The organism is Nonomuraea sp. NPDC050643 (genome assembly GCF_040654715.1).
In the GTDB taxonomy this organism is placed as follows: Bacteria; Actinomycetota; Actinomycetes; order Streptosporangiales; family Streptosporangiaceae; genus Nonomuraea.
Genome location: NZ_JBFAIM010000031.1, coordinates 1 through 14,776, shown reverse-complemented (window position 1 = coordinate 14,776; position 14,776 = coordinate 1). Strand labels below are relative to the sequence as shown.

Below are 14,776 nucleotides of genomic sequence, written 5' to 3'. Positions count from 1 at the left end.
GTTTCCTAGACGGTGAACACGTCGGCGAGCACGCCGCCCGCCGGGGTGATCCGGGCGGGCGACGGGCTGTCGTACACGACCATGAGCCGGCCGTCCGACAGCCGTACCAGTCCCTCCGGATGGTCGCAGCCCTCGCCGTAGGGCAGCTCGCGCACGATCTCCAGCTCGTCCTCGGCGAAGACGGTCCGTTTCTTGCCCGGGCGCCAGCGCAGGACGCGTACCGGACCGTCGAGGTCCATGGTCGGGCCGGCCAGGACGAGCAGCGAGTCGCCGTCGGGGCACAGGTCGCGTACGCCGAGACCGCGCAGGTGGAGGAAGTGCTTGCGCAGGTCGCGGACGCGCAGCCGGCCCCTGCCGCTCTCCTCGAGCCGCAGCTCCAGCACGATCGCCCAGCCCCGCAGCACAGGACCGCGCAGGCCGATGTAGACGCGGTCGGACACGACGGCGATGCCCTCGACGTCGAACCCGTTGTCCTTGCCCGGCAGCGCCAGGAACGGCGCGAGGTGCCGGTCCTCGCGCAGGTGCGCGGTCAGGTTGTGGCCGCCGGACATGATCGCGCCGGGGCCGGGGAGCTCCGCGTCGCCGAGCGGCAGGCGTACCAGGATGTAGCGGTTCTCCTCCCTGATCACCGTGGCCAGGCGGTCCGCGGCCTTGTCGGGGTCCTTGGCCTTGCCGCGCCTGCGCTTGAGGCTGTGCGAGCCGACCAGCCAGAGGTGGCCGTCGGCGCGGGCCAGCCCTTCGATGTCGGCCTCGTCCTCGGGGCCCGCCGGGAGGTTGACGTAGTCGGTCAGCCGGAACGTGCGCTGGGCGCCGTAGTGGTCGCCCGTCCACGTCAGGTGCTCGAAGGTCGCGGTCTCGTCGCCGGCCACCCAGAGGCCGGTGGCGCTCTGCCGGATCGCCGAGAGGTTCGTGTGCGTTTGAGACGCTTGCGAGGCGTGGTCGAATCGCAGCTCAACCTGTTCCACGGAAGCCATGATTGCACTTCGGTCGCTTCTTGAGCGCAATGGCGGGATATGTCGTACGCTCCCGTCGTGCTCCATGGGGATGAAGAGATCAAGGGTTCCGGAGTGAGAACCGCGTCCAGGCCTGGGATCCCTGCTTCTCCGCCCAAACGCTCCCGCATCGGCGACATACGGATGCGGGTGGTGTATCGGGGGCTGGCCGTGGTCGCCGCCGTCGTGGCCGTGGCCGTGGCGCTGGCCGTGGCGCTCCCGTCGGAGCCGGACGAGGTGGTGGCGGGGCCGGTTACCGCGCCGCCGGCCCCTCCGCCCTCGTCCGGCCCCGCACCGTCGCCCGCCCTCACGGAGACCGCGCCGCCCTCCTCGGGCCTCGTGGAGACGGCGACGCCCTCTCCCAGCCCGTCGCTCGCCCCCGGCTACACGGCGATGGAGGCCCTGTACGCCGACCCGCGCGTCCCCAGGCTCACCCGCGGCCTCAAGCGGATGGCCCTGCGCTCCCCGGCCAAGCAGATCATCAAGGACAGGCGGAGCGGCCTGGCCGTGCCGAGGCTGTCGCGGCCGTGGAAGGCGTACGGGGCGGCGCCGTTCACCACCAAGCAGGTGCTCCCCAGGCAGCGCGACACCACCCTGCGGGGGATCTTCGTCACCTGCCCGCTGCCCATACTGAAGCAGAAGTCCCCCCGCGACACGGCGCTGCTGGCCGCCCGCTGGACGCTCAACCACCACCCCAAGGGCTCCCGGATCACCTGGCTGGCCTCCCAGCCGGTCAAACGCGGCTGGATGCTCGTCTACCGCGTCACCTACGGGAAGCACACGTCCCGCGCGGCCGTCGTGATCATGGACGGGGGAATGAGCAAGCCCGGGTTGGCGTTCGTCACAGTGCCTGACTCGCAGCGCAAGCAGTGGCGCGACATCGGCCGCGTGGCCTCAGGGGTGCGTGTTCTAGGCTAGAAAGATCATGATTGCGGCGATGTGGGGGAGTGACGCCGTGGAACGCTCTGGACCGCCCCAGGCACCGGACAAGGGCAAGGGCAAGCCGCCCTGGCGCTCGGAGGGCCTGCCCGGCACGTCCGGCGGCCGTCCCAAGATCAATTGGTGGCGCTTCGTCGTCACCCTGCTCGTCGTGTACGCGGCCTTCTTCGTCGTGTCGTCGTTCGTCGACAGCGGATCGGTCGAGACGATCTCGTACACCGAGTTCACCAAGCAGGTGAACTCCAAGAACGTCAAGGACATCTACGCCCAGGGCCTGTCGGTCGAGGGCGACCTGCGATCGGCGGCGAAGAACCCCGAGAGCGGTGAGTCCTACAGCAAGTTCGCGACCGAGATCCCGGCCTTCGCCAACACCGACCAGCTCGACCAGCAGCTCGCCACCGGGCAGGTCGAGATCACCTCGCAGCCCATCACCCGCGGCTTCTTCTCCAACCTGCTGCTGTCGCTGCTGCCCGTGCTGCTGCTGGCCGGTCTGTGGATCTGGATCATGCGCCGCGGCGCCAGCATGATGGGCGGCGGCCTGGGCGGGCTCGGCAAGTCCAAGGCGGCCAAGCCGGTCGAGGCCGGGCAGGTGCGGGTCACGTTCGAGGACGTCGCGGGCATCGACGAGGTCGAGAACGAGCTCGTCGAGATCGTCGACTACCTGAAGGACCCCGACAAATACCGCAGGCTGGGCGCGAAGCTGCCCAAGGGCGTGCTGCTCGCCGGCCCTCCCGGCACCGGTAAGACGCTGCTGGCCAGGGCGGTCGCGGGCGAGGCCAAGGTGCCCTACTTCTCGGCCAGCGCCTCCGAGTTCATCGAGATGATCGTGGGCGTGGGCGCCTCGCGCGTCCGCGACCTGTTCGAGGAGGCGCGCAAGGTGGCGCCCTCGATCGTGTTCATCGACGAGATCGACGCCATCGGCCGGGCCCGCGGCGGCGCGGGCGGCATCGGCGGGCACGACGAGCGCGAGCAGACGCTCAACCAGATCCTCACCGAGATGGACGGCTTCTCCGGCGCCGAGGGCGTGATCGTCATCGGGGCCACGAACCGGCCCGAGATCCTCGACCCCGCGCTGCTGCGGCCGGGCCGCTTCGACCGTACGGTCCAGGTGGGCCTGCCCGACGCGGCCGGGCGCACCGCGATCCTGGCCGTGCACTCGCGCGGCGTGCCCCTCGACGACGGCATCAGCCTCGACCAGCTCGCCAAGACCACCCCCGGCATGACCGGCGCCGACCTGGCCAACCTGGTCAACGAGGCCGCCCTGCTCGCCGCCAAGCGCGGCAAGGACAAGGTCGCGATGGCCGACTTCGCCGACGCGCTGGAGAAGCTCCAGCTCGGCGCGGCCCGCAGCATCGTGATGCCGGAGGAGGAGCGCACCAGGACCGCCTTCCACGAGGCCGGCCACGCGCTGCTCGGGATGCTCCAGCCGGGCGCCGACCCGGTCAGGAAGATCTCCATCATCCCGCGCGGCCGGGCGCTCGGCGTCACGCTGTCCACCCCCGACACCGATCGCTACGCCTACGACGAGCAATACCTGCGCGGCCGCATCACCGGCGCGCTCGGCGGCATGGCGGCCGAGCAGGTCGTGTACGGCGTCATCACCACCGGCGCCGAGAACGACCTCGAGCAGGTCACCATGATCGCCCGTGGCATGGTCGGCCGGTGGGGCATGTCGGAGAAGGTCGGCCCGCTGACCATCCTGCCCAACGACGGCCAGCCGCCGCAGGCCTCGCCCGCCACGCTCGCCACGGTGGACGAGGAGGCGCGGCGGATCGTGGACGAGTGCTACGAGCGCGCGATCCAGGTCCTCTCCGACAACCGCGACAAGCTGGACGCGATCGTGGCGGCGCTGCTCGAGCACGAGACGCTCGACGAGGCCGGGGCGTACACCGCCGCCGGGCTCCCGCGCACGTCCGTCCACGACCAGCCGCACTCGAACGGCCACCGGCCGGCCGAGGGCGTCGCCGCCGACAGCCAGCCGGTGGGTTTTTCCGAGAATTAGGACAACCCGGACTTTGCCTCGAGCCCACCAGGGGAACGTCTCCCGCGACAACGATCGGGGGACTGTCGTGACACTGGCTGACGAGCTGCTCGCCGGGCTCGGAGACTCAGGACTGGAACAGATCGCCGGGATGCTCGGCACGGACCCGCTCACGGCCCGCAAGGTCGTGGAGGCCGTGTCGGGCACCATTGTCGGCGGCCTGGCCCGTAACGCGGAGCACCCGGACGGCGCCGACGCCCTGCGCGGGGCGCTGGACGACCACATGGACGCCGACCCGTTCAACGGCGACGTGGCCTCGCTGACCCGCGACGGGCACAGCATCCTCGGCCACGTGCTCGGCGGGCAGGGCACCGAGCAGGCCGCGGCCGGGTTGTCACAGCTCGCCGGAGTGGACTCCGGGACCATCATGAAGCTGCTGCCCCTGATCGCCCCCATGATCATGTCATTGCTGGCCAACCGGGCCGTGAGCCGGGACATGGACGCCGGCGCCGTGGCCGACGACCTCAACCGCGAACAGTCATCGATGCCCGGCGGACTGGGAGACCTGCTCGGGGCGCTGCTGGGGGGCATCTTCGGCGGCGCCGTGCCGCAACAGGGCGGCCCGTACGCTCCTTCGCCCGGCTCGGCCCGGCCCGAGCGCGAGGTGACCCCGGGGACGTCGAACCCCGACTGGTGACCGGTAGGCTAAGCCGGTGATCGTTCTGGCCTCAGCCTCCACTGCCCGCCTGGCCCTCCTGCGCAGCGCCGGTCTCGACCCCAAGGTGATCGTCAGTGGGGTCGACGAGGACGCGTTCTCCGCGCACTCGCCCGCCGCGCTCAGCCTGGTGCTGGCCAAGGCCAAGGCGGAGGCGGTCGCCGGGGGCCTCGACGAGGGGCTGGTCATCGGCTGCGACTCCATCCTCGAGCTCGACGGCCGTCCCTACGGCAAGCCCGCCACGAACGAGGAGACCATCGAGCGCTGGCGCCTCATGCGAGGCCGCACAGGGCGTCTCGTCACCGGCCACTGCGTGATCGACGTGGCCGCCGGCCGGCAGGTGGCGGAGGTGGCCACCACCGTGATCCACTTCGGCCAGCCGTCGGAGGAGGAGGTCGCCGCCTACGCCGCCACCGAAGAGCCGCTCAGCCTGGCCGGGGCGTTCAGCATCGAGGGGCGCGGGGGCTGGTTCGTCGAGGGCATCGACGGCGACCACGGCAACGTGCTGGGCATCTCACTGCCGCTGCTGCGCGAGCTGTTCGCCGATCTCGGCTACGCGGTCACGTCGTTCTGGCGCTAGCCTGCCGAGCATGCGAGCACTGCGCGACTTCACGGCCGGTGTCGGCTTCTTCTTCCAGGGGTTCGGCTGGGTCGCCAAGAACACCCGCTGGTGGCTGTTCGGGCTGATCCCGGCGCTGATCGCGTTCGCCCTCTACGTGGCGGCGCTGATCTTCCTCGGTACGAACGCCACCGCGCTGGCCGAGTTCCTGACGCCGTTCGCGGACTCGTGGAGCTGGCGGGAGACGTTCCGTACATTGGCGGGCATCGTGCTGTTCCTCGCGGGGCTGGTGCTGGCGGTCGTGACGTTCGTGGCCGTGACGCTGGCGATCGGGGAGCCGTTCTACGAGAAGCTGTCGGCGGCGGCCGATCCGCTGGACAACGAGCACGAGCAGCCGTGGTGGCGTACGCTGCCCCGCTCGATCAGAGACAGCCTCGTCACCCTCTTCTACGTGCTGCTGTTCACGATCCCGCTGTTCTTCCTGGGATTCGTGCCCGTGGTGGGCCAGACGGTGGTGCCGGTGCTGGGGGCGGCCGTGTCCGGGTTCTTCCTGACCGTTGAGCTCACCACCCTGGCCCTGGAACGCCGCGGGCTGGCCCGCAAGGACCGCTTCCGCCTGCTGCGCGCCAACAGGGCGAGCGCGCTGGGGTTCGGGGTGGCGGCGTTCCTGCTGTTCCTGGTGCCGTTCGTGGCCGTCATCGCCATGCCGGCCGCCGTGGCGGGCGCCGCCCTCCTCGTACGCACCCGCCTCTCTCCTGCCTCTCCCACCCCGGACCGGCCGCACCCTCCCCAGACCGGTAACTGAGCCATCGCCCCGGGCCGAAGCCCTCATCCGGCCACCTGCGCCGACCCGAGCAACTCGGATCCCCTAGGGGTGAACCCTCAGAGAACCCCGCCCGATCGCTCGTCCGCCGAATCGTTCACCATAAGAGCACCCACCGCGCCCCGAGTTTCACCCAGAGTCACTTATCCACAACCCCAAGCCCTCCGCCCAGCTCATCCACAGAACCCCGTTCGGCCCCAAATCGCCACCTCACTCCCCGGCACCCTATGGGCCATGACGACCAACCACCCCCGCCCCACCCCGCCACCTCCCCTCACCCCCAAGCCCCTCATCACCCCTCCCCCCACCCTCACCCGCCCCTCCAGTCCCACCGCCACCCGCATCTCGGATCCCGCCCCCACCTCCAGCGGTGCTTCTGGACTCAGCCCCGCTCCCGTTCGCACGTCCAGTCCTACCGCCACCCGCATCTCGGATCCCGCCCCCACTCCCAGCGGTGCCTCTGGTCCCAGCCTCACCTCCGCTCGCACCTCTGGTCCCAGGCCCGCCCTAGCCGACACCTCCACTCCCTCCCGCACCCCCTCTGCCAGCGGCATCCCCGCGCCCGGTCCCGGCTCCCTCTCAACGCCGGCTCCCAGCCCTGGCCCCGGGGCAGTCTCAACGCCGACCCCCGCCGCCAGTCCCATGTGCGCCGCTACCGCCGCCCACTCCACTGACGTCGCCCCTTCGCCCGCCACCCCTTCGCCCGCCACCCCCTCGGCTGCCACCGCGTCGCCCGCCATCCCCTCGCCCGTCACCACCTCGACTGGCACGGCATCGGCTGGCACGGCGTTGACCGCCACCTCCTCGGCCCCCATTCCCGAGCTTCCCCCTGAGCCCTGCCTGACCCTGAGCACCCCCACCGACATCCTGGCCGCCGTGCCCTATTTGGTCGGGTTCCACCCTCACCGCAGCCTCATCGTCATCGGGCTCGACCGAGGTCAGGCCAAGATGGTGGCGCGATGGAGCCTGCCGTTCCCAACCGGCACCCTCGACCCTTTGGTGCCCCTCTTCGACCGAGAAGGCGTCACAGACATGGTCATCGTCGGCTACGGACCCGGCGACGTGGTCACCCCGGCAGTGGACGCGGCACGACTGCTGGCGGCCAAGACCCAAGTCCGGGTGGGCGAGGCCTTGAGAGCCCACGAAGGCCGCTACTGGTCGTACGTCTGCGACCTGGCAACCTGCTGCCCTGCGGAAGGCACCCCCTACGACCTGTCCACCAGCCAGATATCAGCGGAGGCCACGGTGCACGGCCTTGTCGCGCTCCCCGACCGAGAGGCCCTGGAACGCACGGTCTCCCCGGTCACCGGCCCCGTACGAATGGCGATGCGCCGCGCCACAGCGGACGCCATCGCCGACGTCCGAGCCCGGCTCATGACCACGACAGACCTGGACGCCTTCACAGCGGAATTCGTCGCGGAAGGCATCGCCAGAGTCCGATCAGCCCTGCGAACCCACGCCGAGGGCGGCCGCCTGGACGACGCCGAAGCAGCCCGCCTGGGCCTCGATCTGGCGATCATGAGGGTCCGCGACGAGGCCTGGACCCTCATGCACGAATCCCACGCAGCACTCTGGAAAGACCTGACCCGCAGACTGGAGCCCCGTTTCATGCCTCCAGCCGCATCCCTCATGGCCATGGCGGCGTGGCGAGCAGGCAACAACGTCCAGGCCACCATCGCCCTCGAACGCGCCCTGTCCACCGACCCCGACTACTCGATGGCCAATCTCCTCATGCACGCCCTGCAGAACCTGCTCTCCCCGACCATCCTCCGAGACCGCCTACCAACCCCCGCCGAACTGGACTCCGCCATGGGCCCGGTCAACGCGGCGTGGCTCCTGCCCTTGGTCAATTTGCTCGACGAGGAGGATTTTCGGTCGGTCCCCGAACCCCCATGCTGATCTCACTCGACCCTCGTAAGGCGGCCGGCGACACCAACCAAGACGGAGGCCCCCGTGAGTTCGCTGAACACCACTCAGGCTCCGTCGTCACCCAACCCGCTCAACGAGAAGCCCCTGACCCCGCAGCCCAGCCCCCACCGACCGCAGCCCACCACCGCGCACCACACCGGACCAAGCACGGTTGATCCTTTACGTGCACGGTTGGGCCTGCACGGTTGGGCCTGCACAGTTGAGCCTGCACGGTTGGGTATGTGCGGCTCGGCATCCAATTCTGGGCCGCACCCGCCCTACCGTTGGTCCTCCACCACCGCTCATCACAGTCGGCCCGCACGGTCGGCCCGCACGGTCGGCCCGCACGGCTCAGCCTGCACGGTTGGGCGTCCAAGTCTGGGTCCGCACCCGCCAGAGCGCAGGACCTCCACCACTGGCCCTCATTGGCTGCCTCGCCCAGTGACCTCGCCCAGCGATCTCAGCCGGTGGGCTCGACCGTTGGGTCACGTTGTCGGCCGCCGGCCGCCACCGTCGGTCATGGCCGTTGGTGGCGGCCACTTGGGTGACGACGGTGGTGGCTCCAGCAGGCGGAATTATGTGAACGGGGGATCAGATCAAAGGCTGCCTTCTTCCCTGCGGCGGCGTTCGTTGTAGGCGCGCATGCGTTGCGGGTAGCCGGTGAGTTGAACGTCGTACACCGGCAGGGCAAGATCGCGGGCAACCTTGTGGATCACTGCGGGTGAGCCGACCCTTCGCCTGGTCCACTCGCCGTCGTCGGCCACCGCCACTGCGGTCGTGTCGGTGGCAAAAGTTTCCGGTTCGACATAAAACTCGACGCCCCGCCGCGAACGGGCAAAGGCGATGAGCGCCTCGATGTCGGCGTCTGTCGCCTCACGGTCGAACTTCGCGATCTTGCGGCCGCGAAGTCGACGAATGCCGTAGCGGTCTCGCCATCTCATGAATCCTTTTTATACCGTCTGGAGCCCGCGCGTCGGGGATGATCTAGGGGACAGATCCGGGATTCTCCCGATAGCACTCGAGCCGCCGGCGACGCAGTATGAGTGGTGACTGCCCGATTCTCCAAGGAGAGGCATGACGATTATGGCTGGGGTACCGAAAACCCCCGGGCCGGGACAGGTGCCGCCAGCTCATCTGCGCGTCACCACCCAGGACCGAGAGCACGTGGTCGAGCACGTCAAGTCGGCTTACGCGGAGGGCCGCTTCGACAAGTTCGAGTTCGACGACCGGTTGGAGCGGGCCATGACGGCGCGCACCCACGGCGATCTGATGCCCATCATGACCGAGCTGTACGGCACCCAGTCCGTTCCTCAGCTCGCCCCGCTCCCACGTCCGGTCCGCGACGAACGCCTACCGGAGAGCAACGAACGGCTGGGCGCCGCCCTCGGCCATGCGTTGCTGGCCCTCGGCATCCCGATCGTCGGCCCGCTGCTCCTCATGCTCACCGGCGGCAAGACCTCGCCCTACATTCGCAAGCACGCGGTGGAAGCGCTGAACTTCCAGCTCACGGTGGTGGGGGCGTCAGTGCTGCTGCCGTTCACCTTCATCGGCATTCTGCTGGTGCCGGTCATCTGGGTCGCGGCCATCGTTCTGGCGATCGTTGGCGGCGCGTCGGCTCTGGGGGAGGGCAACTTCCGTTATCCGCTCACGGTGCGCCTGGTGAAGTGAGTTCCCGGGGCCACAAATCCGCTTCATCACAAACTCCGCCCTGCCGAGGCCACCATGGTCTCTGCGGGGCGGGCTGCATTTATTGAGGGCCGGACCTCGCCTTTCGCGGTCCGATCATGCGGCTGCGAATTCCAGTTTTCGAAGGACCGGGCTGAAGAGGCGAAGAACGCGCGTGGGGGTTGAGGGCGCTTGCGTGGGACGCGGTGGCTTGAGGGCTATTATCCTTCGCCGACGCCCGACGCCCGACGCCCGACGCCCGACGCCCGACGCCCGACGCCCGACGCCCGACGCCCGACGCCCGACGCCCGACGCCCGACGCCCGACGCGGGGGTGTGGCGGGGCGGGGAGGCGTGCGTGGAGCTGGGGGATATGGCTTACGTGGCGAGGTGCCGTGGTGGTGGGAAGCCGGAGGGGTGGCGGGAGGGCTCGAAGGGTTCGAGCGGTTGCTTCAGGTGGGTGTGCCGGGGCGGGGGATGGTGAGTTCGTCCTGTTCGCGAGCGTCATGGCGGACGAAGACGGCCAGAGCGGCGGCGGTCAGGGCAGCGGCCCCGGCGGTGTCGCCGCTGGCCGCGCGTACCGCTGCCAGGTCGCGTCTGGCCCTGGCGGCGGGAAGTGGCGTGTGCAGGGACTCGGAGATCGTGATCGCGCGCGTCAGGTGGGCCTCGGCGAGCTCGAGCCGGCCGTGTGCGAGGTGCAGTTCGCCGATGGTGCGCTGCATCAGGGCCTCGCCGTACCGGTCGAAATGTCGTCGGCAGACCTCCAGCGCGTCCACCAGCAGTGGCAGTGCGCGGGCGCCGCGTCCCTGCCGGATCTGGGCCTTGACCAGCGCCTGTATGCCGAAGGCCATCATCAGCCGGTCGCCGGTCTCGTACAGGATGGCGAGTGCTTCTTCGCTGAGCTGTTCGGCCTCCGCGTAGTTGCCGAGCGCCCGGTGGACGAGGCCGATGGTGCGTAGTGTGAGCGCCTCGCCGCGTCTGCTGCCCACCCGACGGTACGCCTTGAGGGCCCGGTCGAGCAGCGGCCAGGTGACGTCGTACTCGCCCAGTTCGAGGTGGATCGCGGCGGAGGTCCGGGCGGTGTAGCCGATGGCCGAGTCGTCGCCCAGGGTGTCGAAGATCGCCGCGGAGCTGGCAAGGTGGTCCAGCCCCTCGCGCAGACGGCAGTGCTCCCGGCAGGCGCTGCCCATCCCGGCCTGTACGACCGCCTCACCCCGTACGTCACCCATCTCCGTGAACAGCGGCAGCGCCTGGGACAGATGCGCGTACACCTGCTCGAACCGGTCGAGCTTGTAATGGATCTGGCCGAGGCCCGCGAGCAGGGCCGCCTCGCCGAGCCGGTTGCCCGCCTTGCGCGCGGCCGCCAGCGCGGCGTCATGGCTGGTACGCCACTCGTTCAGCCGGTTGGCCACGAACACGTGCGAGAACGACAGCGCCGCCGCCAGGTCGCAGGCGGCCACGTCGAGCCCGAAAGCCGCGGCGCGCTCGACGGCCACGATCAGCGCGGGCGTCTCCGCCTCCAGCCACGCGCCGGGATCGGCCAGCACCCGCGCGGCCACACGACCGTCCACCGGGCAGGCCGAGGCGTACTCGCCGCGCAGCTCGACCTCACCCGACGGCCTGGCCGCCCCCGCCTGCGTGATCAGCCACAACCAGCTCCCGAGCGTACGAGAGAGCGCCTCGTTCCGCTCCTGACCGCTGTCGTACGCCTGCGCGCACTCGGCCGCGAACACCCGCAGAAGGTCGTGCAGCCGATACCGCGCCTGCCGGGTCGCGTCCACCGCGGCGAAGTCCACGAGCTGGGCGTCGACGAGCCGCTCGATCACGTCGTCGGCGTCGGCGGCGGGCACGTCCAGCAGCGGGGCGACGATCCAGGACGTGAAGTCGGGCACTCCCAGCAGCCCCAGCCTGCGGAAGGCCGCCTTGGCCTGCTCGTCGAGCAGCCGGTAGCTCAGGCTGACGCTGGCCCGCACCTCCAGGTCGCCCGCGGCCAGCTCGTCCAGCCGGCGGTGTTCGTCGGCGAGCCGGCCGGTCATGGTGGCCAGCGTCCAGTGCCTGCGGGTGGCCAGGCGGGCTCCGGCCGTACGGACAGCGAGGGGCAGCAGCCCGCACAAATCGACGATCTCCCGTGCCGCCTCGGGCTCGGCGGCCACCCGGTCGGCTCCGGCGATGGAGCCGAGCAGCGTGAGCGCGGCCTCGGCGTCGAGCACGTCGAGGTCGGTCAGGTGGGCGCCGGCCAGCCCCGCGAGCCGCCCGCGCGAGGTGACGAGCACCGCGCAACCCCCGCCGCCGGGCAGCAGCGGGCGGATCTGCCACTCCGCGCGGGCGTCGTCGAGGACCAGCAGTACGCGCCGCTGCGCCAGCAGGCTGCGGTAGAGGTCGGCCCGGTCCTGCGGCTGCTCGGGCAGCGCCGCGGACTCGATGCCCAGCGAGCGCAGGAAGCGGCCGAGGATCTCGTGGGCGGTGGCCGGGGTGTCGCTGGTGCCTCGGAGGTCGGCGTAGAGCTGGCCGTCGGGATAGTGGCCGGCCGCCCGGTGGGCGACGTGTACGGCCAGCGTGCTCTTGCCGACGCCGCCCTTGCCCGACACCACCAGCACCGGTGGGGCGGCGCCCGTCGAGGTGAGCAGCGGGACCAGGTCCGCGACTACCTCGGTGCGCCCGGCGAAGTCCGATATGTCGGGCGGAAGTTGGGCGGGCATGACCGGGTGACCGCTCTCCGATGCGGTGACCGACGGATGCACACCAAGCAGTGCGGGGGATGGAGGGCGCGTACCGGGCGGGGTGGAGGTCGGGGGATGCGTCCCGTGCTGGGCGAGGGTCGAGAAATGGGTGGAGCGTGGGGGATACGCGCTGTGTGGGGCTGGACTTGTGCCCTCTGGGGTGGAGATCGAGGGGTCCGTGCTGTGCGCGGCCGGGGTTGGGGGACGCGTGCCGGGTGGGGTGGAGGTCCGGGAATGGGTGCTGTGTGGGTTGGGGGCCGGGGTATCGGTGCCAAGCGGGGCGGCGGTCGGTGGATGCGGAGCTGGGGCCGATGGGTGCGTGCCAAGTGGGACGGCGGGCGGCGGTTGCGTGTCGTGCGGCGCCGGGGGCGGTGAGTGCGGGTCGGCGTGCGGGTCGGCAGTGGGGGAATGCGCGTCAAGCCGCACACCTGCCGGAGGAGGAGGGTCGTACTGCGGGCTGGGTGGGGGAGGTGCGCCGTACCGAATGCCGGGTGGGGGAGGTGCGCCGTACCGGGTGCCGGGCGGAGGGGGTGGGACGGTGGGAGGTTGGGTGATGAGGAGGGCGGCGTCGCCGCGCAGGATCGCCTGGTGCAGCTCCTGTAAGTGCGCCCCCGGGTCGATGCCCAGCTCGTCGGCCAGCTTCGCCCGCCCCTCCCGGTACACAGCCAGCGCCTCGGCCGAACGCCCCTCCCGGTACAGCGCCATCATGAGGTGCCCGCGTACCCGTTCCCGGGTGGGATGGGCGCCGACCAGGGCGGTCAGTTCGGGCACCAGCTCGGCGTGCCGGTCCAGGAGCAGCTCGCCCGCGACCCGCTCCTCGATCGCGGCCAGGCGCAGCTCGTCGAGGCGGGCGGCCTCCACCGACAGCGCCTCGCCGATCCCGCCCAGCGCCGGCCCGCGCCACAGCGCCTCCGCCGACCGCAGCGACCGTACGGCCTCGTCGTGCCGCCCCGCGCCCGCCGCGCGGCGGCCCTCGGCCAGCAGCCGCTCGAACACCGTGAGGTCCAGCCGCCCCTCCTCCACCGCCAGCAGGTAGCCGGGCGGCCGGGTCTCGATCGACTCGGGGGACGGCAGGCCGCGTCGCAGCGCCGAGACGTACGTCTGGATCAGCGCGCGAGCCGTGCCCGGCGCGTGGTCGCCCCAGATGAGGTGCACCAGCCGATCGACCGGCACCACCCGGCCGGAGCCGAGCAGCAGCGCCGCCAGCAGCGCGCGCGGTTTGGGACCGCCCACCGGCAGCCGCCGGCCGGCGTGCCAGACCTCGACCGGGCCGAGCAGCCGAAATTCCACCGCCACCTCTTACACGGGGATTGCAGAGAACTTACAGCAGCCGCCCTCAGGATCGGACACGAGGAATCCGTTTTGAAGAGGTGGGGAGAAAATGACCGGTGCCCCGATCGTGCTGATGTCCGACCGGCGGGTGTCCGCGATCCCGGCGATCGACTGCGGGGAGCCGCTGTTCGACCTGCGCAAGGTGCCGGACCTGCGGATCGACCAGCGCCTGGCCGACGAACGGGGTGCCTACGCCCAGTTGCGCGTCGGGCTCGTCGATCGGTTGCTGACCGCCCAGGCGATGCTCCCCGACGGGTTGCGGCTGCTGGTCGTGGAGGGCTACCGGCCGCTGTCGCTGCAACGTCACTACTTCTCCCGGTACGCCGATGAGCTCCGCGCCGCCAACCCGGCGTGGAGCGAGGAGTTCGTGCACATCCAGGCCAGCCGCTCGCTGGCGCCGCCCGAGGTGGCCCCGCACGTCGCCGGCGCCGCCGTCGATCTGACGCTCGTCGGGGACGACGGCGCCGAACTGGACATGGGTACGCCGGTCAACGCCGGCCCCGAGGAGAGCGACGGGGCCTGCTACACCCACCACCCGTCGCTGGACGGCACGGTCAGGGCCAACCGGGGGCTGCTCTCCGACGCGATGACGGCGGCCGGGTTCGTCAACTATCCGACCGAGTGGTGGCACTGGTCCCGCGGCGACCGCTACTGGGCCTTTACGGCCGGCGCGGCGGCGGCTCACTACGCTCACGTCGATTGGACCGGCTGAGGGGAGACGGGGCACATGGGGATTCCGCGGACGTACCAGGCGTTGCTGGACCGGCTGCTGCCGGAGGACGTCACGGTTCACCAGGGTCAGTTCCACCAGGTGGTGATCGGCGCGGAATCGGTCGTGTGCCTGCCTCGTACCGACGCGGCGGCGGCCCGGCTGCCGGAGCGGGCGGCGGTGCTGCGCGTGCTCGCCGAACTCGATCTCGGCTTCGCGACTCCTCGGCCGCTGGGGGAGAGCGGGCCGGGCGAGCCGCCGTACCTGCTGCTCAGCCGCGTTCCCGGAGCGCCGCTGAAGGCGGGGGCACCGGAGGATCTCGTGGCCGCCGAGTACGTGCGGCTGCTCGCCGCGCTGGCCAAGGCCGGGGCGGACGAGCGCCCGGTCCTCGTCCTGGCCGCCATTGCGGGTGCCGGATCGTTCACCCACATCCG

At 70.9% G+C, this 14,776-nt stretch carries 12 protein-coding genes; 9 read left to right on the top strand and 3 right to left on the bottom strand.

The features are described from left to right. Positions 1-5: 5 nt before the first annotated feature. Positions 6-965, bottom strand: coding sequence for a DUF3616 domain-containing protein (locus AB0I15_RS34685; protein WP_358104895.1), 960 nt, complete (start codon positions 963-965; stop codon positions 6-8). Between the two features lie 171 nt (positions 966-1,136). Between AB0I15_RS34685 and AB0I15_RS34680 the strand changes: the two genes are divergently transcribed. From AB0I15_RS34680 to AB0I15_RS34655, 6 genes are all read left to right on the top strand, one after another. Beyond that, on the top strand, positions 1,137-1,910 hold the full coding sequence (locus AB0I15_RS34680) for a hypothetical protein (RefSeq protein ID WP_358104892.1): 774 nt from the start codon (positions 1,137-1,139) through the stop codon (positions 1,908-1,910). A 37-nt stretch (positions 1,911-1,947) separates the two neighbouring features. Next, entirely contained in the window at positions 1,948-3,933 is a 1,986-nt protein-coding gene (gene ftsH, locus AB0I15_RS34675) for an ATP-dependent zinc metalloprotease FtsH (RefSeq protein WP_358104889.1), read from the top strand. A 67-nt stretch (positions 3,934-4,000) separates the two neighbouring features. Beyond that, positions 4,001-4,609, top strand: coding sequence for a DUF937 domain-containing protein (locus AB0I15_RS34670; protein WP_358104886.1), 609 nt, complete (start codon positions 4,001-4,003; stop codon positions 4,607-4,609). A gap of 16 nt (positions 4,610-4,625) precedes the next feature. After that, entirely contained in the window at positions 4,626-5,207 is a 582-nt protein-coding gene (locus tag AB0I15_RS34665; RefSeq protein WP_358104883.1) for a nucleoside triphosphate pyrophosphatase, read from the top strand. Between the two features lie 10 nt (positions 5,208-5,217). Then, positions 5,218-5,991 carry an EI24 domain-containing protein gene (locus AB0I15_RS34660; protein ID WP_358104880.1) on the top strand — a complete coding sequence of 258 codons (774 nt, stop codon included), beginning with the start codon at positions 5,218-5,220 and terminating at the stop codon, positions 5,989-5,991. An 807-nt stretch (positions 5,992-6,798) separates the two neighbouring features. Further along, complete coding sequence (locus AB0I15_RS34655) at positions 6,799-7,908, top strand: DUF4192 domain-containing protein (protein WP_358104877.1); 1,110 nt, start codon at positions 6,799-6,801, stop codon at positions 7,906-7,908. A gap of 605 nt (positions 7,909-8,513) precedes the next feature. On the opposite strand, the gene AB0I15_RS34650 is transcribed toward AB0I15_RS34655, so the two are convergent. Further along, a complete protein-coding gene (locus AB0I15_RS34650; RefSeq protein WP_358104874.1) occupies positions 8,514-8,858 on the bottom strand; it encodes a hypothetical protein in 345 nt (114 codons plus the stop codon). A gap of 133 nt (positions 8,859-8,991) precedes the next feature. Here AB0I15_RS34650 and AB0I15_RS34645 point away from each other — a divergent pair, with 133 nt between their 5' ends. Then, a complete protein-coding gene (locus AB0I15_RS34645; RefSeq protein WP_358104871.1) occupies positions 8,992-9,585 on the top strand; it encodes a DUF1707 and DUF4870 domain-containing protein in 594 nt (197 codons plus the stop codon). 448 nt (positions 9,586-10,033) lie between these two features. On the opposite strand, the gene AB0I15_RS34640 is transcribed toward AB0I15_RS34645, so the two are convergent. After that, positions 10,034-13,591 carry a BTAD domain-containing putative transcriptional regulator gene (locus AB0I15_RS34640; RefSeq protein WP_358104868.1) on the bottom strand — a complete coding sequence of 1,186 codons (3,558 nt, stop codon included), beginning with the start codon at positions 13,589-13,591 and terminating at the stop codon, positions 10,034-10,036. Positions 13,592-13,682: 91 nt separating this feature from the next. On the opposite strand from AB0I15_RS34640, the gene AB0I15_RS34635 reads away from it, so the two are divergent. Continuing rightward, the gene (locus tag AB0I15_RS34635) at positions 13,683-14,345 is read left to right on the top strand and encodes a M15 family metallopeptidase (RefSeq protein WP_358104865.1); all 663 of its coding nucleotides are present in this window, start codon (positions 13,683-13,685) and stop codon (positions 14,343-14,345) included. Positions 14,346-14,360: 15 nt separating this feature from the next. Beyond that, a partial coding sequence (locus tag AB0I15_RS34630; protein WP_358104862.1) for a phosphotransferase occupies positions 14,361-14,776 on the top strand: 416 nt, incomplete at its 3' end.